This window comes from Halomonas sp. SS10-MC5 (assembly GCF_015992245.1).
GTDB lineage: Bacteria > Pseudomonadota > Gammaproteobacteria > Pseudomonadales > Halomonadaceae > Halomonas > Halomonas sulfidoxydans.
The window spans coordinates 704,300-725,942 of the sequence record NZ_CP065435.1; the positions used below are offsets into that span (position 1 = coordinate 704,300).

At 65.3% G+C, this 21,643-nt stretch carries 25 protein-coding genes; 13 read left to right on the forward strand and 12 right to left on the reverse strand.

Annotated features, from left to right (window positions below; translation table 11 throughout):
* The first annotated feature begins 122 nt into the window (after window positions 1–122).
* Window positions 123–1,169 carry a GlxA family transcriptional regulator gene (locus tag I4484_RS03245; protein WP_197449597.1) on the forward strand — a complete coding sequence of 349 codons (1,047 nt, stop codon included), beginning with the start codon at window positions 123–125 and terminating at the stop codon, window positions 1,167–1,169.
* 45 nt (window positions 1,170–1,214) lie between these two features.
* Here I4484_RS03245 and I4484_RS03250 read toward each other — a convergent pair whose 3' ends face one another.
* On the reverse strand, window positions 1,215–1,424 hold the full coding sequence (locus I4484_RS03250) for a cold-shock protein (RefSeq protein WP_197449598.1): 210 nt from the start codon (window positions 1,422–1,424) through the stop codon (window positions 1,215–1,217).
* Between the two features lie 462 nt (window positions 1,425–1,886).
* On the opposite strand from I4484_RS03250, the gene I4484_RS03255 reads away from it, so the two are divergent.
* The gene (locus tag I4484_RS03255) at window positions 1,887–3,542 is read left to right on the forward strand and encodes a mechanosensitive ion channel family protein (RefSeq protein ID WP_234283643.1); all 1,656 of its coding nucleotides are present in this window, start codon (window positions 1,887–1,889) and stop codon (window positions 3,540–3,542) included.
* 47 nt (window positions 3,543–3,589) lie between these two features.
* Here I4484_RS03255 and I4484_RS03260 read toward each other — a convergent pair whose 3' ends face one another.
* The 4 genes from I4484_RS03260 to I4484_RS03275 all read right to left on the reverse strand — a co-directional run bounded on the left by I4484_RS03260 (window position 3,590) and on the right by I4484_RS03275 (window position 7,262).
* Window positions 3,590–4,636 carry an aldo/keto reductase gene (locus I4484_RS03260; protein WP_197449600.1) on the reverse strand — a complete coding sequence of 349 codons (1,047 nt, stop codon included), beginning with the start codon at window positions 4,634–4,636 and terminating at the stop codon, window positions 3,590–3,592.
* A gap of 347 nt (window positions 4,637–4,983) precedes the next feature.
* Complete coding sequence (locus tag I4484_RS03265) at window positions 4,984–5,613, reverse strand: glutamine cyclotransferase (RefSeq protein WP_197449601.1); 630 nt, start codon at window positions 5,611–5,613, stop codon at window positions 4,984–4,986.
* A 34-nt stretch (window positions 5,614–5,647) separates the two neighbouring features.
* Window positions 5,648–6,868, reverse strand: a complete 1,221-nt coding sequence (locus I4484_RS03270) for a helix-turn-helix domain-containing protein (RefSeq protein ID WP_197449602.1) — start codon at window positions 6,866–6,868, stop codon at window positions 5,648–5,650.
* Window positions 6,869–6,887: 19 nt separating this feature from the next.
* Window positions 6,888–7,262 carry a helix-turn-helix domain-containing protein gene (locus I4484_RS03275; RefSeq protein ID WP_197449603.1) on the reverse strand — a complete coding sequence of 125 codons (375 nt, stop codon included), beginning with the start codon at window positions 7,260–7,262 and terminating at the stop codon, window positions 6,888–6,890.
* A 149-nt stretch (window positions 7,263–7,411) separates the two neighbouring features.
* Here I4484_RS03275 and I4484_RS03280 point away from each other — a divergent pair, with 149 nt between their 5' ends.
* The 5 genes from I4484_RS03280 (at window position 7,412) to I4484_RS03300 (ending at window position 11,334) form a co-directional block, all read left to right on the forward strand.
* Window positions 7,412–8,023 (forward strand): NAD(P)-dependent oxidoreductase, encoded by a 612-nt coding sequence (locus I4484_RS03280; protein WP_197449604.1) that lies wholly within the window; start codon window positions 7,412–7,414, stop codon window positions 8,021–8,023.
* A 128-nt stretch (window positions 8,024–8,151) separates the two neighbouring features.
* Complete coding sequence (locus I4484_RS03285) at window positions 8,152–8,637, forward strand: DUF523 domain-containing protein (RefSeq protein WP_197449605.1); 486 nt, start codon at window positions 8,152–8,154, stop codon at window positions 8,635–8,637.
* Between the two features lie 83 nt (window positions 8,638–8,720).
* Window positions 8,721–9,719: a DUF2157 domain-containing protein gene (locus I4484_RS03290; protein WP_197449606.1), complete on the forward strand. Its 999-nt coding sequence runs from the start codon at window positions 8,721–8,723 to the stop codon at window positions 9,717–9,719.
* Window positions 9,716–10,801 carry a DUF4401 domain-containing protein gene (locus I4484_RS03295; protein WP_197449607.1) on the forward strand — a complete coding sequence of 362 codons (1,086 nt, stop codon included), beginning with the start codon at window positions 9,716–9,718 and terminating at the stop codon, window positions 10,799–10,801. The genes I4484_RS03290 and I4484_RS03295 overlap by 4 nt, the downstream gene beginning before the upstream one ends.
* Window positions 10,798–11,334 carry a GDYXXLXY domain-containing protein gene (locus I4484_RS03300; protein WP_197449608.1) on the forward strand — a complete coding sequence of 179 codons (537 nt, stop codon included), beginning with the start codon at window positions 10,798–10,800 and terminating at the stop codon, window positions 11,332–11,334. Before I4484_RS03295 ends, I4484_RS03300 begins: the two co-directional genes overlap by 4 nt.
* Before the next feature lie 175 nt (window positions 11,335–11,509).
* Here I4484_RS03300 and I4484_RS03305 read toward each other — a convergent pair whose 3' ends face one another.
* Window positions 11,510–12,262, reverse strand: coding sequence for a VIT1/CCC1 transporter family protein (locus I4484_RS03305; RefSeq protein ID WP_197449609.1), 753 nt, complete (start codon window positions 12,260–12,262; stop codon window positions 11,510–11,512).
* 246 nt (window positions 12,263–12,508) lie between these two features.
* Here I4484_RS03305 and I4484_RS03310 point away from each other — a divergent pair, with 246 nt between their 5' ends.
* From I4484_RS03310 to I4484_RS03325, 4 genes are all read left to right on the forward strand, one after another.
* Entirely contained in the window at window positions 12,509–13,141 is a 633-nt protein-coding gene (locus I4484_RS03310) for a LysE family translocator (RefSeq protein ID WP_197449610.1), read from the forward strand.
* A gap of 131 nt (window positions 13,142–13,272) precedes the next feature.
* Window positions 13,273–14,136 (forward strand): glutathione-dependent disulfide-bond oxidoreductase, encoded by an 864-nt coding sequence (yghU, locus tag I4484_RS03315; protein ID WP_197449611.1) that lies wholly within the window; start codon window positions 13,273–13,275, stop codon window positions 14,134–14,136.
* Window positions 14,137–14,226: 90 nt separating this feature from the next.
* Entirely contained in the window at window positions 14,227–14,568 is a 342-nt protein-coding gene (locus I4484_RS03320) for a zinc ribbon domain-containing protein YjdM (protein WP_197449612.1), read from the forward strand.
* A 40-nt stretch (window positions 14,569–14,608) separates the two neighbouring features.
* A complete protein-coding gene (locus tag I4484_RS03325) occupies window positions 14,609–15,064 on the forward strand; it encodes a nucleoside deaminase (protein ID WP_234283618.1) in 456 nt (151 codons plus the stop codon).
* A gap of 4 nt (window positions 15,065–15,068) precedes the next feature.
* Here I4484_RS03325 and I4484_RS03330 read toward each other — a convergent pair whose 3' ends face one another.
* The 3 genes from I4484_RS03330 to I4484_RS03340 all read right to left on the reverse strand — a co-directional run bounded on the left by I4484_RS03330 (window position 15,069) and on the right by I4484_RS03340 (window position 17,021).
* Window positions 15,069–15,290, reverse strand: coding sequence for a hypothetical protein (locus I4484_RS03330; protein ID WP_197449613.1), 222 nt, complete (start codon window positions 15,288–15,290; stop codon window positions 15,069–15,071).
* A gap of 160 nt (window positions 15,291–15,450) precedes the next feature.
* Window positions 15,451–15,828 carry a septal ring lytic transglycosylase RlpA family protein gene (locus I4484_RS03335; protein WP_197449614.1) on the reverse strand — a complete coding sequence of 126 codons (378 nt, stop codon included), beginning with the start codon at window positions 15,826–15,828 and terminating at the stop codon, window positions 15,451–15,453.
* Window positions 15,829–16,127: 299 nt separating this feature from the next.
* On the reverse strand, window positions 16,128–17,021 hold the full coding sequence (locus I4484_RS03340; protein WP_197449615.1) for a diguanylate cyclase: 894 nt from the start codon (window positions 17,019–17,021) through the stop codon (window positions 16,128–16,130).
* 676 nt (window positions 17,022–17,697) lie between these two features.
* On the opposite strand from I4484_RS03340, the gene I4484_RS03345 reads away from it, so the two are divergent.
* Entirely contained in the window at window positions 17,698–18,087 is a 390-nt protein-coding gene (locus I4484_RS03345; RefSeq protein ID WP_197449616.1) for an HIT family protein, read from the forward strand.
* 166 nt (window positions 18,088–18,253) lie between these two features.
* A complete protein-coding gene (locus I4484_RS03350; protein WP_197449617.1) occupies window positions 18,254–18,682 on the forward strand; it encodes a nuclear transport factor 2 family protein in 429 nt (142 codons plus the stop codon).
* Window positions 18,683–18,703: 21 nt separating this feature from the next.
* Here I4484_RS03350 and I4484_RS03355 read toward each other — a convergent pair whose 3' ends face one another.
* From I4484_RS03355 to I4484_RS03365, 3 genes are all read right to left on the reverse strand, one after another.
* Window positions 18,704–20,020: a glycerophosphodiester phosphodiesterase family protein gene (locus I4484_RS03355; protein WP_197449618.1), complete on the reverse strand. Its 1,317-nt coding sequence runs from the start codon at window positions 20,018–20,020 to the stop codon at window positions 18,704–18,706.
* 88 nt (window positions 20,021–20,108) lie between these two features.
* On the reverse strand, window positions 20,109–20,717 hold the full coding sequence (locus I4484_RS03360; RefSeq protein ID WP_197449619.1) for a LysE family translocator: 609 nt from the start codon (window positions 20,715–20,717) through the stop codon (window positions 20,109–20,111).
* A gap of 74 nt (window positions 20,718–20,791) precedes the next feature.
* Complete coding sequence (locus tag I4484_RS03365; protein WP_234283616.1) at window positions 20,792–21,595, reverse strand: AraC family transcriptional regulator; 804 nt, start codon at window positions 21,593–21,595, stop codon at window positions 20,792–20,794.
* Window positions 21,596–21,643: the final 48 nt, after the last annotated feature.

Sequence of the window (21,643 nt, forward strand, 5' to 3'; positions counted from 1 at the left end):
TGAGGGAGTAGCGTCCCGCTCATCATCACCGGGTGGCCCGGCCCGCTGAAGAGCCTAAATCGCCCGGAATCGGTCTGTTTGTGCCACACTGACTATTCCCTTCCCGCGAGGCGCCACGCGCCATGACCAGCCCTGCCGAAGCGAGCCCTCGTCACGTCAGCCTCGTGGCGCTGCCTGATGCCGTGGTATCCACCCTGACCGGGCTCTACGACGTGCTGAACGCCATTTCGCTGATGGGCATGGTGCAGCCCGGCGCGGTGGCCCCGTTTCATGTCGAGATCGTGGGAGAGGCGATGGGTCCGATGCGGCTCGCCAGCGGCGTGCCGATCGAGGTGCAGCGCGCCATCGACAGCATCGAGACGAGCGACATCGTGATCGTGCCCTCGGTGTTGCTCCCGCCCCAGGGCTGGGAGAAGGGGCGCTACCCCCGTCTGGCTGGGTGGCTCGGCGACATGCACGCAAGGGGCGCGGTGCTCTGCTCGGCATGCTCGGGCGTGTTCCTGCTGGCCGAGACCGGGCTGTTCGACGGCCAGGAGGCGACGGTGCATTTCGGCTATGCGGAGGCGTTCATGAGCGACTATCCCGCCGTGTCGACCCACCCCGAGCGCGTGCTGGTGATTGCCGGCCAGCACGAGGAGCTGGTGAGTTCGGGGGCTTCGATGAGCTGGCACGACCTGGCGCTCTATCTCATCGCGCGCTACGCCGGGGCCACCATGGCGCAGGAGGTCGCTCGGGCCTTTGCGTTGCAGTGGCACCAGGATGGCCTCACGCCCTACCTGGTGTTTGCCGCCAAGACGGATCATGGCGATGGCGAGATCCAGCGCGCTCAGCAGTGGCTGGGTGAACATTTCGCGCTCGCCCGCCCGGTGGAGGCGATGATAGAGCGCTCGTCGCTGGCCGAGCGCACCTTCAAGCGGCGCTTCGCCAGTGCTACCGGCCTGACGCCGATCGCCTACGTCCAGCGCCTGCGCATCGAGGACGCCAAGCGCCGGCTCGAGCGCACCGAGGCCTCGGTCGAGGAGATCAGCTGGCGGGTCGGCTACGAGGACTCGGCCTTCTTCCGGCGCCTGTTCAAGCGCACCACCGGCCTCGCCCCGAGCGCCTATCGCCGCCGCTTCCGCATTCCCGATTTCGCGCGCCCAATCCACGACGCAGCAAGGCCCGCCTAGGCGGGCCTTGCTGTCGAACCGGGGAGGTTCGAGAACTCGCGACCGTTAAGGTCCGGCGAGCTTGATGTTCGAAGCCTGAAGGCCTTTCTTGCCCTGGGTCACGTCAAACGTGACGTTCTGACCTTCCTGCAGGGACTTGAAACCTTCCGATTGGATCTCGGAAAAGTGGGCAAAAACATCGTCGCTTCCATCGGCCGGAGTAATGAAGCCGAAGCCCTTGGAGTCATTGAACCACTTGACTGTTCCAGTCGTCATAATCGAATTCCTTTCGCGCTATTGCGCCTTGCCATGTTCCTGGTGTTACCCAGATGAGTAGCGGGTAAAACAAGGAGAAATCACAGGGCTGCCGAACGAATCCGAACGCTACTGAAACCATGCTGCTTGCCTACCAACTGAACCGACGGTGTCATGCTTTGGCTGTGTAGGTCAAAGGTTATATTTTTTATTTTTTGCCACCAGCCCTGCGTAAGCCGGGGGCGTCCAGGCTTGGGAACTCCTTGAGGCGGAGGGCCTCGGGCGGCAGCGCCACCTCCCCCGGACTGGACGAAGCGGTAACCGGTAGGCTGTACTTCGACCAACCCGCGATCGGGCAATCGGCATCAGGCCCGGTTCCGTCGGGGTGGACGAGCTGCCAGAGGGAAGTGGCAGTAGGTACGCTAGATCGGGAAGAGGTGTATGAGAGCATTCCTGTGGGCCGCGCTGGCGGTGACACTCCTCATGGCCGGCCTGGGGGCGGTGCAGGCACAAGAGGATGAGGACGAGGAGCGCGAGCAGTGGTTCTCTGTCGATTCACTCAACGCCGGGCTGGGCGAGGTGCCCGAGGAGGCCAAGCGACAGACGCCTCGCGAGGCGATCCGCAGTTTCCTGAAGCTTGCCGAGGAGAAGAACTTCACCGCCGCCGCCCACATGCTCAACCTCTCCGAGCTCGACGAGGCGGAGCAGGAGCGTCGCGGCCCCGAGCTGGCCAGGCAACTGGCCGAGGTGCTGCGGCGCGGCGAGTGGCTCAACGTATCCAACCTCTCCGGGCGCCAGGATGCCGCCATCGAGGACCCCTCGGGCCAGCACCCCCGCACCGGCGAGCCGCGACGGGACATCGAACTGGCCTCGCTCACGCTCGATGGCGAGGCCTACGACATTCGCCTGGGGCGGTACCGGCTGGACGACGAGGACCCGGTCTGGCTGGTGACACCGGACAGCGTCTCGACCATTCCCACGCTCTACGAGGCTTATGGCCCCTCGCTGCTGGAGGAGTACATCCCGGAGCGCTTCAAGACATCGCTCGGTTGGCTCGAGTTCTGGGAGTGGATCGCCATTCCGCTGTTTGTGCTGGCCATCGGCCTGGTGGGCTGGAGCGTGCACGGCCTGGTCGGGTGGCTGGCGCACTGGTTCCCCTCCGGCTGGCCGAGCATCTTCGCCAGCCGGATCGGCAGCCCCATGGCGCTGCTGGTCATGGCGTTCACGGCCCAGGCCCTGCTCGACTACGTGGTCTCGTTCACCGCCGTGGCGACCACCTTCATCCGCGTGCTGCTGACGATCCTGATCGCCTGGGGGGCAGGCACGATTGCGCTGCGCCTGGTGGATACCATCCTGCTCAAGGTGACGCGGCGCATCGTCGGCGAGATCGACGACACCAAGCCCAAGGACGAGCGCAAGCTGCTGACGACGCTGTATGCGCTGCGCCGGGTCATCATCCTGGTCACGGTGACCGCGGTTTCGGTCTACGTGCTGAGCCAGATCCAGCTCTTCGAGACCCTGGGCATGTCGCTGCTGGCCTCGGCCAGCGTGCTGGCGGTGCTGGTGGGTATCGCCGGGCAGGCGGTGCTGGGCAACATCCTCTCCTCGTTCCAGCTGTCGCTGGCCAAGCCCATCCGTATCGGCGACCTGGTGATGTTCGAAGGGCAGTGGTGCTACGTGGAAGGCATCTTCTACACCTTCATCCGGTTGAGGAGCTGGGATGAACGGCGCCTGATCGTGCCGGTGACCTACTTCGTCTCCAAGCCCTTCGAGAACCTCTCGGTGAAGAGCGCCAAGATGTATCGGACGCTGGAGCTGGTCGTCCACCTGAGCGCCGACATCCAGCTCATTCGGGAGAAGTTCATGGAATTCGCCAAGGAGGAGGACAACGTCGTCGAGCACCACAAGCTGTGCTGCTACGTGACGGGGCAGACCGAACGGGCCCAGACCGTCAGCTGCTACCTCATGGCCTCCGACCCCTTCGCCGGCTGGGTCGCGGAGATGCAGATCCGCGAAAAGCTGATGAACTTCATTCGTGCCGAGCACCCCGAGTGGTGGCCGCGCGAGGTGGTGGTGCTGAGCCAGGCGGATATCGCCAAGGGTGAACGCAAGGAGGACACCCGCCCGCCATCGTCATGATGCCCCCTCCGGGCGCATCGGCCCGGAGGGGGCAGCTGGCCGCGGCCTCAGTAACGGCCCGCCAGTGCCAGCTGCTGGCGGCGGGACTCGCCCTGGAGCTCGATCATCCAGCCGGGATACTCGGCCGGCAGCTCACTGACGCGGTCGAGCTCGGCGAGTTCGTCTGCGCTGAGCGTGACCTGCGCGGCGGCGATGTTGTCGTCGAGCTGGTCGATGCGCTTGGCACCGAGGATCACGCTGGTGACCGCCGGCTGATGCAACAGCCAGGCCAGCGCAATCTGGGCGACGCTGACGCCCTTGGCCTCGGCGATGCCGCGCATGACGTCGACGCAGCCATGGGCGCGCGCCTCGTCCACCGGCGGGAAATCGAGGTTGACGCGGCGCCCCTCGCCACTGGCCCGGTCGCCGCGGCCGTACTTGCCGCTGAGCAGGCCGCCGGCGAGCGGGCTCCACACCATCAGGCCGAGGCCTTCGCTCTCCAGCATCGGCACGATCTCGCGCTCCAGGTCGCGTCCGGCCAGGGTGTAGTAGGCCTGCAGCGACTGGAAGCGGTTCAGCCCCTTGCGTTCGGCGATGCCGAGTGCCTTGACGATCTGCCAGGCGGCCCAGTTGGAGACGCCGACATAACGCACGTGGCCGTGCTGGACCAGGGTATCCAGCGCGCTCAGGGTCTCCTCGATGGGCGTGGCGGGGTCGAAGCCGTGCACCTGGTAGAGGTCGATGTGGTCGAGCTGCAGGCGCTTCAGGCTCGCCTTCACGCCCTCCATGATGTGGTAGCGCGACAGCCCCCTGGCATTGATGCCGGCGCCGGTCTCGCCGAATACCTTGGTGGCGACGACCACCTCGTCGCGGGGTACGCCGAGGTTCTTCAGGGCCTGGCCGGTGATGCGCTCCGAGAGCCCCTCGGAGTAGACGTCGGCGGTATCGATGAAGTTGATGCCGGCTTCCAGGGCGCGGGCGATCAGCCGCTCGGCGTCGCTCTGCTGGAGATTGCCGATCTTGCTCCAGAGCTCGCCCTCGCCGCCGAAGGTCATGGTGCCCAGGCAGAACTGGGAAACGAACAGGCCGGTGTTGCCGAGTTTGCGATATTGCATGGGGTACTCCTTTCCTCTTGCCGGGGTGTAGTGTGGCAGGTTTGCAGCACCCTGCCGGGTCGATTCATCGTCCCGCCGAAGGGCTGCGGCACCGCTGCCGCTTGCGGTGGGCGGCGGTGTAGGATGAGACGATACGTCGGTCGTGAGCGGCCGTTCAGGAGCGCGCTATTCCGGTATTCGCCCTTCCCCCCAAGGAAACGCACCGTGCTCAGCAACCCCAGGAGAAGATGGAGGCCCTGATGGGGCGCTCCACGCTGGCGCCCTCCGCCTGACCAGGTCTCCGATGGAGCCGGCGGAGGAAGCGCGTCGTGTGGCGTGACGGTGCGCCGCCGTCACGCCGTATCGCCTTACCGCGGGCGACGTACGACCCTTAGCTTGCCGCTGTCGCCACCGCCGCAGAAGAAGCGCTCGGCGCCATCCGACTCGAGCCCGGAGACGCCCATTCCCTGGGGCATCTCGAGCTGCTGCAGCACCTCGCCCGAAATAGGGTCGATTCGCCTCAGGTCGCTGCCGTCCTCCTCCCAGGTGCCATGCCAGAGTTCGCCGTCGACCCAGGTGACGCCGGTGACGAAGCGGTTGGCTTCGATGGTGCGCAGAATTGCCCCGCTGTCGGGATCGATCTGGTGGATCCTGCGGTCGCGGTACTGGCCTAGCCAGAGCGAACCCTCGGCCCAGGCCAGCCCCGAGTTGCCCCCCGGCGGGGCGGGAATGGTGGCGAGGATGTGGCCGCTGGCAGGCTCGATCTTGAGGATGCGATCCTCGGCGACCTGGAACAGATGCCGGCCGTCGAAGGCCGTGCCGGCATCGGCGGCGGTCTCGATCGAGCGCTGCGGCTCGCCGGTATCGGGGTCGATGGCATTGAGTCTGTCGCCGGTAGCCAGCCAGACGTGCCGGCCGTCATAGGTGACGCCGTGGACGCTGTCCATGCCGGGGAAGGGGCCGAATTCCTCGAGGAGTTCTGCTGCTGAACGGTTCATGTCGTTGACCTCGTTGGTAGGGGACCTCTTCAGCCTATGCGCCGGGCAGTGGGCCTGGGAGTAACAAGGTTGTCGTGAAACCCGGCACCGAAGGGGCGATCCAGCGCCGTGCCCTGCCGCGGCCGAAGGATTGCACCTTGCCCGCATCGGCGAGCGCTTCGAGCGCTCGCTGCGTGTTGCGTTGGCTGACGCCAAGGGCCATGGCCAGGGCCGAGCTCGACCACGGCTCACCGTCGCTGAGCAGGGCCAGCACCTCGCCATGCTTGCCTTCGATGGGGCGCGCCATCACTGCGACCTCCGACGCGGCTCCTGGCTCCAGCATGTAGCCCCGGGGTGTCGCGCGCACTCCGGCCAGGGGGGCGAGTGCCCTGCGCAGCCGGCCGAGTTCGACGCGCAGCCGGATCCGGTGCGAGTCGTCGGCGAAGCGGGTGCGAAACGCCCGGGCGATGAGCGCATCCCGCGATACGTCTGCGGGCCAGGCTTCGCCCAGCAAGCGGGCCAGGGCGAACAGCACCGGGCGCGTGGCGAGCGAGACCACGGCATCGCCATCGCGAACGGCATGACGGCAGGCATCGATGACGAGCGCCTTGGATTGCAGTAGCGCCTCGACCTCATGCAGCTGCAGCAGGTGCTCCTGGCCATGGCTCACCAGGCGTGCGGCGGGGGCATTCAGGGCAAGGCAGGCGCTCTCCACTTCCGCCAGCAGCGCGGGGACGCCGGCGAGGCGTGCGCTCCGTTCGGCTCGCTCCAGGGCGGCGCGTGCTGTCTCGGTGTGCAGCCGGCGCAGGGCGATGCCTGCCACGGTCAGCGCGTGAACGGCGCCCAGGGCCGGAGGAAGGGTGGAGGGTTCGAGCTGGGCCAGGGCATGCTCCGCCTGGCCCAGGCGGCCGAGCAGGAGCAGGCGGCGGGCCACGAGGGACCGCGCGTGGGCGGCGTTCGTCAGGTCGCCGTGCACCTCGAGCGTGGCCCGCGCCGAGTCGAGCCGCTTCGTGGGCCAGCCCAGGTCGCGCGACGCCAGGGCAATCTCGGCCTCGGCGACGATGCACCGCGCACGAGCCGTCTCTTCCCTGGCACCGAAGGCGCGTGAGGCACGCTGCAACAGCAGCCTGGCTCGCGTGAAATCGCCAAGCTGGGCCATCGCGATCCCCCGCAGCGCCAGCGCCGGCGCATCGTCACGCAGGGCGACCCGGTTCAAGGCCCCGAGAGGATCGCCCGCCGAGAGTGCACGGCCCGCGGCCGTGATCAGCGCATCCATCTCAATCCCGTCACACTTGTTACTCCCGCCGGTCGCGATAACGTTCCCTTGCCGCGACGATGGTGCGGTGGTGGGTGTCGGCCCAGGTCACCAGGGCCTGCATCGGTTCGAGGAAGGAGTGGCCGAGTTCAGTGAGGTCGTACTCCACGCGGGGAGGCACTTCCGGATAAACCGTGCGGGTGATGAAGCCGTCCTGTTCCAGGTGCTTCAGCGTGCGCGAGAGCATCTGCTTGGAGATGTCGCCGATCTCGCGCATCAGCTCGTTGAAGCGCTTGGTGCCGGGCTGAAGGGTCAGCAGAACGAGGACGCTCCATTGATCGCCGATGCGGTCGAGTACGTCGCGAATGGGGCAGGGATTGTCGAATTCGGCAACCTCGGATTGTAGTTGAGTCATGGCGGGCTCCTTGGGTGCTCATGAGTCATCACGGTGTGACCGGGTCGCACCGCGGTGACTTCTTGCGGATGGATGAGAAGTACCATAGTTTGCCGCTTAGGTCTATTTGGTAGACCAGGTCTCTATTTAAAACCTAGGAGGACTTAGTCATGGCAAACGTCGCTCTCATCGGTGCTTCCGGCAACGCCGGCTCTCGTATCCTTGCGGAACTCTCCGAGCGCAGTCATATGGTGACTGCCATCGCCAGGCACCCCGAACGAATCGACAAGCTACCGGGTGTCATGGCCCGCCATGGGGACGTTCACGACCGCGCGGGACTGGCCGATCTGCTGAGCGGCCACGATGCGGTGATCAGTTCGGTGCATTTCACGGCCACCGATATCGATGAGCTGATTGGCGCGGTACGCGACTCCGGTGTGAAACGTTATCTGGTGGTGGGCGGCGCCGGCAGCCTTGAAGTCGCGCCGGGCCAGCGATTGATCGACCAGCCGGAGTTTCCGGCCGAGTACAAGGCGGAGGCGAGTGCAGGCGCGGCCTTCCTGGAGCGTCTGCGTACCGTCGATGACCTCGACTGGACCTTTCTGTCGCCTTCGGCGCTGTTCATCGCGGGGGAGCGGACCGGTAATTTCCGCCTCGGCAAGGATGCGCTGCTGAGTAACGAAAACGGTTCCAGCATCTCGTTCGAAGACTACGCCATCGCCCTGGTCGATGAGCTCGAACGTCCTGCCCACGTGCGCCAGCGCTTTACCGTGGGCTATTGAGCCGAGGCCGGCCCGGGGCTGCCTATGAGCGTCTTGCGTGACCCGCCCAGGAGGCGGGTTTTTTCTCTCTAGGATCCGCTAAAGTAGACGGGCGGGAGGCAGCGAGGCGTCACGAAACGGGAGGGCCAATGGAAAAGGTGCTGGTCAGCGCCTGCCTGCTGGGCAGGCGGGTACGCTACGACGGCGGGGCCAAGAGCCTGGCCTCGGAGATCCTCGCGCAGTGGCAGGCCGAGGGTCGGGTGATTTCGGTTTGCCCCGAGGTCGATGCCGGCCTGCCCACGCCCCGGGCACCCGCCGAAATCATCGCCGGCGATGGGGGTGGGGTACTCGCCGGTTCGGCGCAGGTCGTCGATCGCGGCGGAGTCGATCTCACCGAGGTGTTTCGGCAGGGAGCCTCGCTGGCGCTCCAGCTGTGCCGGAAGCATGCCATCAAGGTGGCGGTCCTTACCGAGTACAGCCCCTCCTGCGGCAGCACGCAGGTTTACGACGGTAGCTTCTCGGGTGAGAAACGGGCCGGTGCCGGTGTCACCGCGGCGCTGCTTCGCCAGCACGGAGTGCAAGTCTTCGGCCAGCAGGACATCGCCGAGGCATGGCGGGTCATAGCGGCGCTCTAGCAAGCCTGGCTATCCAGACGGCTCTCGCGATGCGCTGTACTCTGCTATAAGCCAGGTGACAGAAAGGCAATCAAGGAAACGACATGGCCTCCATTCGCCGTGAGCTGGTGGCATTGATCGAGCGCGGTGAGATTTCGCGTGAGCAGGTGGCGCGAGCGGTCGCGCTTTCCGGGCTCCACCCTTCGGGGCGGGCCTGGGCGGTGTTTCTGGACCGGCTGCTGCTGTGGCTGGGCACGCTGGCGCTGACCTGTGGGCTGCTGTTTCTTATCGCCTACAACTGGACCGAGATGGGACGCTGGCTGCGCTTCGGGCTGGTGCAGGCGGCGCTGTTGGCAGCCATCGGCGTCTATTGGTGGGCCGAAGGGCGCGGCGGAGCGGGTGGCGGCATAAAAGCAACCATGGTGGCGCGGGCGGCACTCATGGCGGCCTCGCTGCTGCTGGGCGTGCTGCTGGCCCTGTTCGGCCAGGTGTACCAGACCGGGGCCGACCCTTGGCAGCTGTTCTTCTTCTGGGCCGTGCTGATGCTGCCCTGGACCCTGGTGGCGCGATTCGATGCGCTCTGGGTGCTGTGGCTGGGGCTGCTCAATCTTGCGCTGGCGCTCTACTTCCGCACCTGGGGAGGGGCGTTCGACCTCTTTTTCGATAGCGACACCGCCGCGCTGTGGGGGCTGTTCGCACTCAATACCGCGGCGCTGACATTGTGGGAGCTGGGCGCGCGGCGCTGGCGCTGGCTGTCGGTCGGATGGGCCGCCCGCCTGCTGGCGCTGGGCAGCGGCATTCCCCTGACCCTGCTGATGATCGTCTTGATCTTCGATGAGCGGGTCGATGTCTCGCCTGCCATTCTGGTCTATCCGCTCTGGCTGGCGGCGCTCTATGCCGTCTACCGCCACTGGCGGCCGGATCTGTTCATGCTGGCGGGCGGCTGTTTGTCGGTGATCGCGGTTGTCACCCTGTTCCTGGCCCGCCACCTGCTGTGGCAGGCCGAGGCTGGCGGCTTCCTGCTGCTGGCCGTGGCGGTACTGGCGCTGGGGGCCGCGGCGGCGGTCTGGCTCAAGCGGCTGCATGTGGAGATGTCGTCGTGACGCTCAGGGACAGACTCGCCCAGGCCGGTATCGAGGTTACGCCAGACGAAGGTTCGCCAGCCCTCGAGACGCCCTGGTTCGTGCGGGCATTGCAGGCGTTCTCGGGCTGGTTGGCCGCCCTGTTCCTGCTCGGCTTCCTCGCCATGGGGGCGGTGTTCGTGCTCGAAAGCAGCGCTGCCGCCGCCACCCTGGGGCTGGTCATGATCGCCGGCGCCTGTATCGCGCTGCAGAAGGCCAAGGGCGACTTTCTGGAACACCTGGCGCTGGCCGCGAGCCTGGCGGGGCAATTGCTGGTGGCCTGGGCGGTGGGTAATGCGCTGGGTGACATGACCGCCGGCTTCTGGTGGTCGCTGCTGGTGCTCCAGGTCATCCTTGCCATGGTCATGCCGAGCCTGACCCACCGTAGTTTCTCAGCCTTCGCGGCGAGCCTGGCACTCTATCTGGCGTTGGCCGAAGGGGTATCGGCGCCCTCCCTGGCTGGCGGCCTGGTGCTGCTGGCGCTGGTCGTCCTCTTTCTCAACGAGTTTCGCTGGCCGACCCGAGTGCGGGCAGTGGAGGCGCTGGGCCTCGGCCTGCTGCTTGGCCTGGTGGCTCTCCAGGTCATGGCGTACCTTGGCCAGCCGCAGCTCGGCTGGCATGACGATTCCGGCGTCAGCCTGACCTGGCTGGAACCCTGGGCCGGAAATGTCCTGGGTGCGCTGGCGCTCTTGCTGCTGCTCAGGCAGCTCTTCATGCGCCATGCCCAGGTCATGGTGCAGAGCGTTCGCCTGGCCGCCTATGGGGCCGTGGTGCTCTTGCTGCTCCTTTCGCTGCGGGCCCATGGCTTGATCCAGGGCGCCGCGGTGATGATGTTGGGCTTTGCCATTGGCCACCGGCTGGTGATGGGGAGCGGCGTGCTGCTGTTGCTGCTCTCCATCGCCAATTATTACTACTGGCTCGAGGCGACCCTGCTGGCCAAGGCACTGACGTTGTTCGCCATCGGCGTAGTGCTGCTGGCGGTACGCTGGGCGCTGCGCCGCGGGTGGCCAATCGAAGGAAACGACGAGGACAGGGCCGATGCGGGGGAGGGAGCAAGCCAATGATCGCGACAGCCAAGCGCGACAGGGTCGTGGTGGCGGCGGCACTGGTGCTGATCCTGGCGCTGGTCAACTGGAGCATCTGGGCCAAGGAGCGCCACCTGGCCGAGGGTGAAGTGGTGTATCTGGAGCTGGCGCCGGTGGACCCGCGCTCGCTGATCCAGGGCGACTACATGGCGTTGAGCTTCGAGATCGGCAACCAGATCCAGGATGCGCTGTATGAAAGGCTCTGGCAGAGCGGTGCACTGCATGCCGCCGATGGGCATGTCGTCGTCCGCCTGGATGCGCAGCGCGTGGCGCATTTCCAGCGCCTAGGCGGTGAGGAGAAGGCGCTGGGCACCGACGAGCTGCGCCTGCGCTACCGGGTGCGCAATGGCCGCGTGCGGTTCGCCACCGACGCCTTCTTCTTCCAGGAAGGCCACGCCGAGCGCTACGAACCCGCACGCTACGGGCAGTTCCGCGTCAACGAGCGCGGCGAGCCGCTGCTCGTCTCCATGCACGATGCGGAGTTGGAGCTGCTCGGGAAGATGGAGCGGTAGCGTCTTCCCTATCCCTCACCGTCGTGTGTCGTACCGACGTCGGCGGATAGCGCGCTGGCGTTCGCGGCGGCGCTGACGGGCCAGGGCGTTGCCGTTGGCCAACTGGACCGGGAGCTCGATTACTGACGAGTTGGAACGGCTCGGGAAATGGCAGCCTTGGCTGCTCTGCGTGCCTTTAACCCAGGCCGAATAGCGCATGTGCCAGGTGCCCGCTGAGGAAGGCGAGGCCGGCAGCGGCGCCGCCCATCAGCAGGGTTCTGATGCCGGAACGCAGCACCGGCCCCTCATGGACCAGGCTCTTGAGCATCCCGATGCCGAAGAACATCGCACCGGCAATGACAAGGCTTGCCAGGAACTGTGTGGTCGTATCCAGGCCTGGCAACGCATAGGGCAGCAGGGGCATGGCGCCGACGACGATGAAAGCGAAGAAGGTGGTCAGCGCGGCGCGCAGGGGGTTCAATCCGACGGGTGGCAGGAAATGTTCCTCCTTGAGCATGGTGTCCACCCAGACATCATGATCGTTGGTCAGCGTCTCGACCACTGTCTCCAGCAGCTCCCCCTCGAAGCCTTTTGCCCGGAATATCTGGCGAATTTCTTCTCGCTCCCCATCGGGGATGAGCTGGATATGGTGACGTTCGCGGCGGGCGACACTGTCGATATGCTCCTGTTGCGCCTGGGAAGCCTCGTAGTTGCTGACTGCCATGCTGAAGCCGTCGGCGAGTAGGTTGGCGAAACCGAGAACCAAGGCAACTGTGGGTGAGAAGCCCGCGCCGAAAGCGCCTGAAACGACGGCAAATGTCGTGACGCAACCATCGATACCGCCCAGTACCGCATCGGGCATACTGCTCGCTGAAGGCGCCTGAGACAGGCGTGCCTTGACTGCCTCGGGGCGATGTTCGGGTTCGAGATCTTCATGGCCGTGTCGCATGGGAGCATCCGCAGAATGGGAATACCGGTATCGGCTTATTCCAAAGGTAGAAGAAGAGGGCAAGTAGTAAGGTAGAAGGGAGGGGATTCTGCGGATGAGTAGCCACACTCCCTTTGCCAAGTATCAGCCGCGCAGGCCGATCAGCTCTTGCAGCCCAGCGGATCGGGGAACCAGCACTACGAACAGTCCCAGTGCCTGCGAACGGCCTGCAGCTAACGAAATAGCGAATCTACAAGGAGATGACGCGTGGAGTGGTGGACCTGGATGACCTTCGTCGGGGTGATAACGGCCCTGATCATTTTCCCCGGGCCGGTGGCGCTGCTATGCACCACGCATGGCCTGCGCTTTGGGCGGCACCGCGCCTTCGCCACGGTGCTGGGCGGCGGTGTGGCGTCACTGGTGTTGATGACGCTTTCCGCCTTGGGGCTTGGTGCCGTGCTCGCCACCTCGGAAACGGCTTTCTTCGTGCTGAAACTGCTGGGCGGCGCCTACCTGATCTATCTGGGCTTGCAGGCCTGGTTGGCCAAGCCGCAGTCGCCGCTGGCCGATGCGCCAGCGGCGGTGAAGGGCCAGTCCGTACCCGCCCTGTTCCGCCAGGGATTCCTGGTGGGTATCGGCAACCCCAAGGACCTGCTGTTCTTCGCTGCCCTGTTTCCCAACTTCATCACCATCGGCGAACCGCAATTGATGCAGTTCGTCATCCTGGCGCTGACCTGGCTGGTCATCGACACGACCTTGATGACGCTCTACGCCACTCTGGGTTCGGGGCTGGGCCGCTGGTTCGATAGCCCCGGCAGGATGCGGGCGTTTCATCGCACTACCGGGGGCTTGTTCCTGGGCGCCGGCGGCACGCTGATCGTCTCGAGCGCCAACAAGTAGGCGGCGCGAAAATCGGTTCAGCATGCTTGGCTCGATGGAAAACCCTTAACACGCTATCTTTCCCCTACTGCACGCGTCCCTCTTTCCGCCGGGGAGCGGGGCGCTTCGACACTCTGTTATCTGGAGCACTCATGAGCCAAGGAAACGAGTACGTACCGCCGAAGGTGTGGAAATGGGAGAAGGCGAGCGGTGGGCAGTTTGCCAACATCAACCGGCCCATCGCCGGCCCCACCCACGACAAGGAGCGGCCGGTCGGCAAGCATCCATTCCAGCTCTATTCGCTGGCCACGCCCAACGGGGTCAAGGTCGGCATCATGCTCGAGGAACTGCTGGCGCTGGGCCACACTGGCGCCGAATACGATGCCTGGCTGATCCGAATTGGTGAGGGCGAACAGTTCAGCAGCGGCTTCGTCGAGGTCAACCCGAACTCCAAGATCCCGGCGCTGATGGATCACAGCACCACGCCGCCCACCCGGGTGTTCGAGTCGGGTTCGATCCTGCTCTACCTGGCCGAGAAGTTCGGCGAGTTCCTGCCCCGCGATCATGCCGGGCGCACCGAGACGCTGAACTGGCTGTTCTGGCAGATGGGCAGCGCACCCTACCTGGGCGGCGGCTTCGGCCACTTCTACGCCTACGCGCCGACCAAGATCGAGTACGCCATCGATCGCTTCGCCATGGAGGCCAAGCGGCAGCTCGATGTGCTGGACCGGCGCCTGGCCGAGAGCCGCTACCTGGGTGGCGACGACTATACCATCGCCGATATCGCCAGCTGGGCCTGGTACGGGCAGCTGGCGCTGAACCGCGTCTACGATGCCGGCGAGTTCTTGCAGGTGCAGGAGTACGAGCACGTGCAGCGCTGGGCCAAGGAGATCGACGCCCGTCCGGCGGTGCAGCGCGGGCGCATGGTCAACCGGACCTTCGGCCCACAGGAGATGCAGCTGCACGAGCGCCACGATGCCAGCGACTTCGAGAACAACACTCAGGACAAGCGCTAGGGACGGCGGGCATGGCCGAGTGCTCCATTGGACACCCTTGGGGCGCTCTGGCATGCTTCGCGCTTCGCGAAAACTGCCCAAGAGAAGCCCATGAGCGCGCTGCCGAACTGCCCCGCCTGCCATTCCGAGTACACCTACGAAGTCGCCGGCATGTACGCCTGCCCCGAGTGCGGTCACGAGTGGTCGAGCGTGGCGGGTGAGGGAGAGCCTGGCGACGAGAAGGTGGTGCACGATGCCAACGGCAACGTGCTGCAGGACGGCGACAGCGTCACCGTGATCAAGGATCTCAAGGTCAAGGGCACCTCGTCGGTGGTCAAGGTGGGCACCAAGGTGAAGGGCATTCGCCTGGTGGAGGGCGACCACGATATCGATTGCAAGATCGATGGCTTCGGGCCGATGAAGCTGAAATCGGAGTTCGTCAAGAAGGCGTAGGCGGCCATTCGGCTCGGTACTCGTCGATGGCGATGGGCGGATGCTGGCCGAAGGGCACAACCAGGTGGCTTCCGGTGACAGAACTCGCCACCCCGAATTCGAACTGGCGCGCTGGGCGGCGGCGAACATGAGCCCGGCTGCGCGTGCCGCGGCTACCGTTTATACCTCAGGGGAGCACTGTCCGATGTGCGCCGCGGCACATGGCTGGGTCGGGCTGGGGCGTATCGTTTATGCCAGTTCCTCCGAGCAGCTCTCCGGCTGGCTCGCTGAGCTGGGTGCTCCTGCAGCCCCGTTCGTTCCCTGCCGATTCAGGAAGTCGCGCCGGGCGTTATCGTGGAAGGGCAGGCGCCTGGGCTGGCAGAGCGGGTCCGTGAGCTGCACTACCGCTTCTATGGCAGCAATCGCGCCTGACGCCCTTGTCGTCGAAGTAGAGCCCAGCAGCACGACTCGCGGTGCCAATGTCGACCCGCCTGCCAGTAATAGGGCGCGAGGCTAGGTCGTCATTCCTCCTGCGCGATGAGAGCGTCGGCCAATGCCCGTGAAGCAAGGGCGAACTCCACGCGGGCCGCACTGAGGGCGCTCAGGTCCTTGCAGGATCCATCGCCCTCCAGGCGGTCGAGCTGTATCTTGGCCATGACCAAGCGCTTGCAGAGTGCTTCGTTGAGGCGTGGTTGCACCACCTCGCCGGGAGAAGTTCCCGTAATATTCAGCATGTTAGTCATCACGTTCCCCCCTGCGTCACTCGGACAAACAAGCGCCGCGATGCCCCTCGCCAAACGCTTATCTGCATTATCGGCCGAGGCTGAAGGAACTGAAGCGCGGGTGAAGAGGTGCGTGATCCGGCACCGCCGTCGAGGCGGTGCGGCGGTGCGGCACGAAGGTCTATCGCACGGTGACCATGACCGGGGCGGTGCCTCGCCTCAGCATGCCGAGCTCGCGGGCGGCACGTTTGGAGAGATCGATGATCCGCCCCTGGACATAGGGGCCGCGATCATTGATCAGCACTTCCACTTCCTGCCCCGTATCCGCCCGGGTAACGAGCACCTTGGTGCCCAAGGGTAGGCTGGGATGGGCGGCCGTCAGGGCCTGCTGATCGAAAGGGTCGCCGCTGGCGGTGGTGGCGCCCTGGAAGCGGTCGCTGTAGAAGGAGGCGATGCCTTCTTCCTGGACTTCGGCCTCGTGGGCCAGGGCATTGGCGGCGGATACCGCGAACAATCCTGCCAGGCAACAAGCGAGCAACTTCTTGAGTCGAGCTCCCATGGTATTACCTCAGGTTATCGTGTGGCGGTTATCGCTTTCATCGATGAGGTGCCGGTGAGCGTTAGGGATAGTACCCGTGATGGTCGCGTAGGGCAACCCAAGCCGTGCGCTTTGCTTCCGTTCACAGGAGAAGCCGTCGCGTTGGGCGGCGTTGGGCGCTGATCGAATCGCATGTCGCGCCATGGGCGTGCCGTGGTCGTACGGTGGGTCGCCGCGGCACCTTGGACGAGCGGATCGTGCTGCGCGGTTTCATCAAGTTGGCCACAGTTTCGGCCGGTGCGGCTGGTTTGCGTCAGGTCTCAGGTACCCTGGGCGCGATGGATCCAGGCCCGCGACTCTTCCTCTGCGATGAGGCGCAGGTTCGGCACGACCGCCGTGCGGTTGCGCCCGCTCTCCTTTGCCGCATAGAGGCCTTCGTCGGCCTGTTGGACCAGCACCGAGCGGTCGGCATTGCGCACCGGCAGCATCGAGGAGACACCGATGCTGACGGTGACATGCTCCGCGACGGGAGAGGCGGCGAAGGGAAGGGGGTGTTCAGCCAGCATGGCATGGATGCGTTCGGCCATGCGTACGGCGCCCTCCAAGCTGGTATGCGGCATCAGTACTACCATCTCCTCGCCGCCATAGCGTGCCACCATGTCCCCCGGCCGGGCGGCAGCGTTGCGAAGCACGTCAGCTACGCCGCGCAGACAGGTATCGCCGGCCTGGTGGCCATAGCTGTCGTTGAAAAGCTTGAAGCAGTCGATGTCGATCATCAGCAGGCTGAGCGGCTGGCGCTCGCGTGCCGCACGGCGCCATTCCAGTTTCAGCACGCGCTCGAATTCGCGGCGGTTAGCGATGCCCAGCAGGCCGTCGCTGGCGGCCTGGCGAACGAGTTTCGCATTCTGCGCCGCGAGGCGCTCTCGCTCCTGCAGCAGTCGCGCTTCGCGGGAGCGGTATACCCGGTGCATCGGCAGCATGATCACGGCCAGTGCGAGGGCGATACCGCTGGCGAAGCCGGCAAGCACTCTTCCGGGAGGCAGCACGCTCCCCGCCAGAGCTTCCAGGGAGGCGGCGGCACTGGGGAAGAGAGCGGCCTGTTCGGGCACGAGGCCATTGAGGGAGAGTGCGGCGTCGAGCAGCAGGGCAACCGCCAGCGCGCTTCCGGCGAGAAGAGAGGTACCACTGCTTAATGACTTGGGCTTCGTATGCATGGCGTTCGTCTCGTTCCTGGGCCGTTCGGGGACTGTCCGAAGCAGGGTGGCGACTCTGGCCAGCTAGCGCTTTGCGGCATCCTTGCGTTCTGCTGCGCATCTTGCGGCTAAAAAAAGGGCCGCAGAGCGGCCCAAGTACGCAGGGAACTAAAGGATAGTGCTAACTCATCGCAAGAGCGTGCCTTAGGCCGGTGGAAGCGAATGCCGCTTGCTTGCCGGGGTCCAACCCGTGCCGCGTCAGTCCGTGACGCTGCAAGCGCCTGAGTGACGAGCGGTGACCGTGATGCCGTGTCTGTCTCGTCATGCCTTGCCATTGCCTTATGGTAAGCGAGAACAGTGCCATGTTTACACGACTTGTTTAAAAAACAGTGTTTTAGTAATGCTTTGGTGCGACTCAGGGCGGAGGGCGAGGTCAATCGGGGCCGGAATGAGGGGGCAGATTGTTGGTATTTGGAGACATCTATTGCGTGTTCTAGGAAAACAATAGAAAAACAGTATGTTGCGTGTCGCATTTTGGAGACATGGGGCGGGTGAATGGCTTCTGACGAGCGGATCAGGCAGAAGGTAGCGTATTCCTGACCGGCGAAGCCCGATGCGCAGGGAGGCTGGACCGCAGGCGTCGCTCGGGCGAGACTGCCAGCTTGACCCACCGCCTTTGCTGACAGGGAGAACTGAAATGGCGAGTGTCTTCAGCCGTATCATCCATGGCGAGCTGCCCGGCGAGTTCGTCTGGTCCGACGAGCAGTGCGTGGCGATCATGACCCTCAACCCCATGAAACCCGGCCACCTGCTGGTGATTCCGCGCGAGGAGATCGACCACTGGGACGACATGCCGGTCGAACTGGGCGCGCATCTCATGACGGTGTCGCAGAAATTGGCGAAGGCGCTCAAGCGGGCCTTTCCCTGCGAGCGCGTGGGAATGATGATCGTCGGCCTCGAGGTCCCCCACGTGCACCTGCACCTGGTGCCGATCGACGCGATGCAGGACATTCGCCTCGAAGGGTTGCCCCAGGCGCAGCCGGAGGAGCTGGCGGAGAACGCCGAGCGTATTCGGGGAGCTCTCTAGTCGGTGCGCTTCGGTCATTCGAGGTAGCCATTTGCTTGATGTACGACATGGCTTACACACTTTGGCGCTGATGTCTGATGGTACATCCGTGGCTCTGGTCTAGTATGGGTATCTTCCTAAGCCTGCTGAATCCACGGTGGGCGGTACCCGTCCAAGAGCTGGGCTTATGGAGGACACGGTGCACGAAAGACTGCTAGAGACGCGGCGGCAGTGGTACGCCGCCTACATCGATGGAAACGTCGGTCAGCTGGACCATGTTCAGCTCGACGATTTCGTCCTGATCGACGAAGCCGGCCTGCGGGGCAAGCTCGATCAACTCGGCGGGATTGCCGAAGCCGTTGCGGCCGACCAGTGGTTTGCCCGTGGTAGCCGGGCGGAGGATCTCGTTTTGAAGCTGGTGCCGCTGGGCGAGGCCGTGGCGGTCTACGGTCAGGTGCGGATCCTCGATGAGGGTCGGGTCCGGTACCATCTCAACTTCAGTGAGTTGTGGCAGAAGGAGAACGGGGAGTGGCGGGTGCGCTCGTTGCATTTCACGCCGGCCGCCACTTCGGCGGATGGGCAGCGCAACGGGCAGAATGGCCAGCCGGCAGGTTGAACCGCCAGCTGGCCCCGACGTTCAGCCGCGCGGTGCGATGCAGTTGGCATAGAGGCTCACGGTGGCCGGCCAGTCGCTGAACACGCCGATCACGCCGACATCCTGGACCAGCGCATCGAGGGTGATCAGCTTGTCGCCTTCGCGGCGAATCACATCTTCGGTGCTCTGGTGATACCACTGGCCACCGTCGGCCAGCGGACCCGAGCGCTCGAGGGTCCAGGTGATCAGCTCGAGTCCTGCCTCCCTGGCGTGCCGGGCGTACTCGGAGGGCACGAGGCGGCTATCGTCTGCGTCGAAATCCGGATTGGCCTCGAGCAGCATCCACATCGGTGGCGCCAGGATACGCACGCCCTGTTCGGCCAACTCCTCCATGCTCGGCGACCAGGTGTCGGGGTCGGTATGATCGAAGCCCTCCTGGTCGTAACGCCCATCCAGGTAGACGGCCTGCTCGCCGAACTCGGGTTCGTTCTCGATCCAGTAGCGCACGTCGTCGAGATTGAACGACTGGGCGAAGACGACACCCGGGGAGACGTCGGCGGCCTTGTATTCGTCAATCATCTTCTGCGCATAATCCTCCTGGCTCATGCCGTTGAAAGGCATCTCCACCTCCGGTGCCTTGAGCTCGGGCGTCATCTTTACGCCTAATTCACTGAATAGCGCGATGCTGTCGGCGTGGCTCATCAGGGTGCCGCGCGTGGCGTAGAGGTCGCTGCGCCAGGGCGGGTTGCCGTCCAGGTACGCCTCGAGGCTGCGTGCTTCCAGGTTGGCGCCTTCCATGGTGCCGCGCAGGGTACGGAACTCGGCCAGGGTGATGTCGCTGGTACAGCAGCGAATCTCGGCGGCGTTGGTCAACTCGCCGCTCTGCGGGTCGATTTCCGGTGGCACGCTGCACTTCTCGGCGAGTTCGGTTTCGACGATGTTGGTGGTGGTATGCAGGTCGCACTGGGAGTGGCGGCACACCAGCTCATTGTCGCTGGTGAAGGTCACGTCGCACTCCATGATTCCCGCACCGCCCTGAGCGCCCGCCAGGTAGGATTCCAGCGTGTGCTCGGGAAATTGCAGCGGTGCGCCGCGGTGGGCGATAACGAGATCCGAGGGCTGCCAGTTGGTAGCCCGGGCGGCGCACTCCAGCAGCTTGGTCTTGAGTTCGCGCTCGCGCTCGGTCTCGTCGCTCATGTCGTTGGCCAGAAACAGCGGGCGCGGGCCGAACGTGACCTGGCGTGCCGCCTTCAGCAGGGCATCGTTCCACTCGGGAGCGTTGTCGATCGCTTCCTGGGCCGACGCCGAGCCGGCGGCCAGCAGCCCCAGGCAGGCCAGGGTGGAGAGAGTCTTGTGCATGGCGTAGTCTCGCTTCTTCCTTGTTGGCGTGGGCTCCACGGTACAGCCAGGAGCCAGACTTGAGCGTAGCCATGCGCGGCGGCGCGGGCTAGCGCTCCGTCATCGCCAGGCGCACCGCCAGGGCGAGGAAACTCGCCGCAAAAGCGCGCCGCAGCCAGGCCAGCGCCCGAGGGCGTGCCAGGACCCGCTGACGTGCGGCAGCCGCGCTGACGCCGTAGACCATAAACACCGTAAATGTCAGCAGCATGAACGCGAGGCTCAATTCGAGCATTTGCGCGAGCAGCGGACGCCCGGTATCGACGAACTGCGGCAGGAAGGCGAAAAAGAACAGGGTGAGCTTGGGGTTGAGCAGGTTGATCAGCACGCCGTTGCCGATCAGGCGCTTGGCCGGCAGGGGCGCCGGATTGGCGGTGGCAGGGGTGATCCCGTGCTCCCTCAGCACGCTCCAGGCGAGGTGGAGCAGGTAGACGACGCCAAGTAGCTTGAGCCAGTGGAACGCCGTGGCGCTGGCATGCAGCAGCGAGGCAAGCCCGGTGGTGGCGGCGAGCATGTGCGGCACGATACCGAGAGTGCAGCCGAAGGCAGCCAGCGTGCTGGCACGCCTGCCATGCGCAAGTCCACTGGCGAGGGTGTAGAGCACCCCGGTGCCGGGTGAGGCGACGACGACGAGTGAGGTCAACAGATACTCGAGGGACATGGGGCAGGCTCCGATGACGATGTCTCGCCAGCGTGGCACTGCCGCCCGGTCGGGTCTTGAACGGAATTGCAGCCTCAGGGCTGACGGAGGGCGTGGCGGTAGCGCCCCGGGGAGAGCCCGAACTGGCGGCTGAAGGCCCGGCTCATGTGGCTCTGGTCGGAGAACCCCGCCTCCAGGGCAGCCTGGCTCAGTGCCTGGCCGGTGGCGATCAAGCGCCTGGCGAGCAGGACTCGCCGCTGCAGCAGGTAGGCGTGCGGCGTGATGCCCAGCGCTCGCGAGAAGCCGCGCAGTAGCTGAAAGCGGCTCAGGCCCGCCAGCTCGGCCAGCTCGCTCAGGGTGACGGCCTGCTGCGGGGCGTCGTCGAGACGTTCGCGCACCCTGGCGATATTGTCCGGAAAACCGGGGTCGAAGCGACGGGAACCATGGCGAGAGAAAGCCGCGCCGAACAGTTGGCAGCAGCTCTCCTCCAGGCCGAGCTCGTCCCCCGGCACCGCGTCAAGCCGGCGGAACAGTTGATGCATCAGCCCGAGGAGCAGGGGATCGTTGAGCGTGGGGCGGGACATTTCCATCGGCGAGTCGGGGCCTCCGATGAGCTGCCGAACCAGCGGCGGGTCGAAGTAGAGCATGTGCCAGGCCCGCCGGGTTCCCCCGAGCGGTACACCGTCGTGCATCTCGCCAGGGTTGACCGTGATGAGGTCGCCGGCCAAGGCCTCCACCTGCCCGACACCGCTCCAGGAGCGCTGTCCGCCAGTGGCGATGACGCCGATGCCGTATTGATCGTGGGAGTGGCGGGGAAAGGCCCGGTCCGATGCCAGGCTCATCGCCACCAGGCCCTCGATTCCCGTGGCGTGAGCGATGACGTTATGGCCCTGTTTCAACCTATGTCCCCCCGCCGAGGCGGCCGGCCCGGCCGCAGTTGAGTCAGC

Bases quoted from the DNA above. Each gene is read 5' to 3' on its own strand.
- I4484_RS03245 (WP_197449597.1), top strand. From the start codon at position 123: ATGACCAGCCCTGCCGAAGCGAGCCCTCGTCACGTCAGCCTCGTGGCG.
- I4484_RS03250 (WP_197449598.1), bottom strand. From the start codon at position 1,424: ATGACGACTGGAACAGTCAAGTGGTTCAATGACTCCAAGGGCTTCGGC.
- I4484_RS03255 (WP_234283643.1), top strand. From the start codon at position 1,887: ATGGCCGGCCTGGGGGCGGTGCAGGCACAAGAGGATGAGGACGAGGAG.
- I4484_RS03260 (WP_197449600.1), bottom strand. From the start codon at position 4,636: ATGCAATATCGCAAACTCGGCAACACCGGCCTGTTCGTTTCCCAGTTC.
- I4484_RS03265 (WP_197449601.1), bottom strand. From the start codon at position 5,613: ATGAACCGTTCAGCAGCAGAACTCCTCGAGGAATTCGGCCCCTTCCCC.
- I4484_RS03270 (WP_197449602.1), bottom strand. From the start codon at position 6,868: ATGGATGCGCTGATCACGGCCGCGGGCCGTGCACTCTCGGCGGGCGAT.
- I4484_RS03275 (WP_197449603.1), bottom strand. From the start codon at position 7,262: ATGACTCAACTACAATCCGAGGTTGCCGAATTCGACAATCCCTGCCCC.
- I4484_RS03280 (WP_197449604.1), top strand. From the start codon at position 7,412: ATGGCAAACGTCGCTCTCATCGGTGCTTCCGGCAACGCCGGCTCTCGT.
- I4484_RS03285 (WP_197449605.1), top strand. From the start codon at position 8,152: ATGGAAAAGGTGCTGGTCAGCGCCTGCCTGCTGGGCAGGCGGGTACGC.
- I4484_RS03290 (WP_197449606.1), top strand. From the start codon at position 8,721: ATGGCCTCCATTCGCCGTGAGCTGGTGGCATTGATCGAGCGCGGTGAG.
- I4484_RS03300 (WP_197449608.1), top strand. From the start codon at position 10,798: ATGATCGCGACAGCCAAGCGCGACAGGGTCGTGGTGGCGGCGGCACTG.
- I4484_RS03305 (WP_197449609.1), bottom strand. From the start codon at position 12,262: ATGCGACACGGCCATGAAGATCTCGAACCCGAACATCGCCCCGAGGCA.
- yghU (WP_197449611.1), top strand. From the start codon at position 13,273: ATGAGCCAAGGAAACGAGTACGTACCGCCGAAGGTGTGGAAATGGGAG.
- I4484_RS03320 (WP_197449612.1), top strand. From the start codon at position 14,227: ATGAGCGCGCTGCCGAACTGCCCCGCCTGCCATTCCGAGTACACCTAC.
- I4484_RS03325 (WP_234283618.1), top strand. From the start codon at position 14,609: ATGCTGGCCGAAGGGCACAACCAGGTGGCTTCCGGTGACAGAACTCGC.
- I4484_RS03330 (WP_197449613.1), bottom strand. From the start codon at position 15,290: ATGACTAACATGCTGAATATTACGGGAACTTCTCCCGGCGAGGTGGTG.
- I4484_RS03335 (WP_197449614.1), bottom strand. From the start codon at position 15,828: ATGGGAGCTCGACTCAAGAAGTTGCTCGCTTGTTGCCTGGCAGGATTG.
- I4484_RS03340 (WP_197449615.1), bottom strand. From the start codon at position 17,021: ATGCATACGAAGCCCAAGTCATTAAGCAGTGGTACCTCTCTTCTCGCC.
- I4484_RS03345 (WP_197449616.1), top strand. From the start codon at position 17,698: ATGGCGAGTGTCTTCAGCCGTATCATCCATGGCGAGCTGCCCGGCGAG.
- I4484_RS03350 (WP_197449617.1), top strand. From the start codon at position 18,254: ATGGAGGACACGGTGCACGAAAGACTGCTAGAGACGCGGCGGCAGTGG.
- I4484_RS03355 (WP_197449618.1), bottom strand. From the start codon at position 20,020: ATGCACAAGACTCTCTCCACCCTGGCCTGCCTGGGGCTGCTGGCCGCC.
- I4484_RS03360 (WP_197449619.1), bottom strand. From the start codon at position 20,717: ATGTCCCTCGAGTATCTGTTGACCTCACTCGTCGTCGTCGCCTCACCC.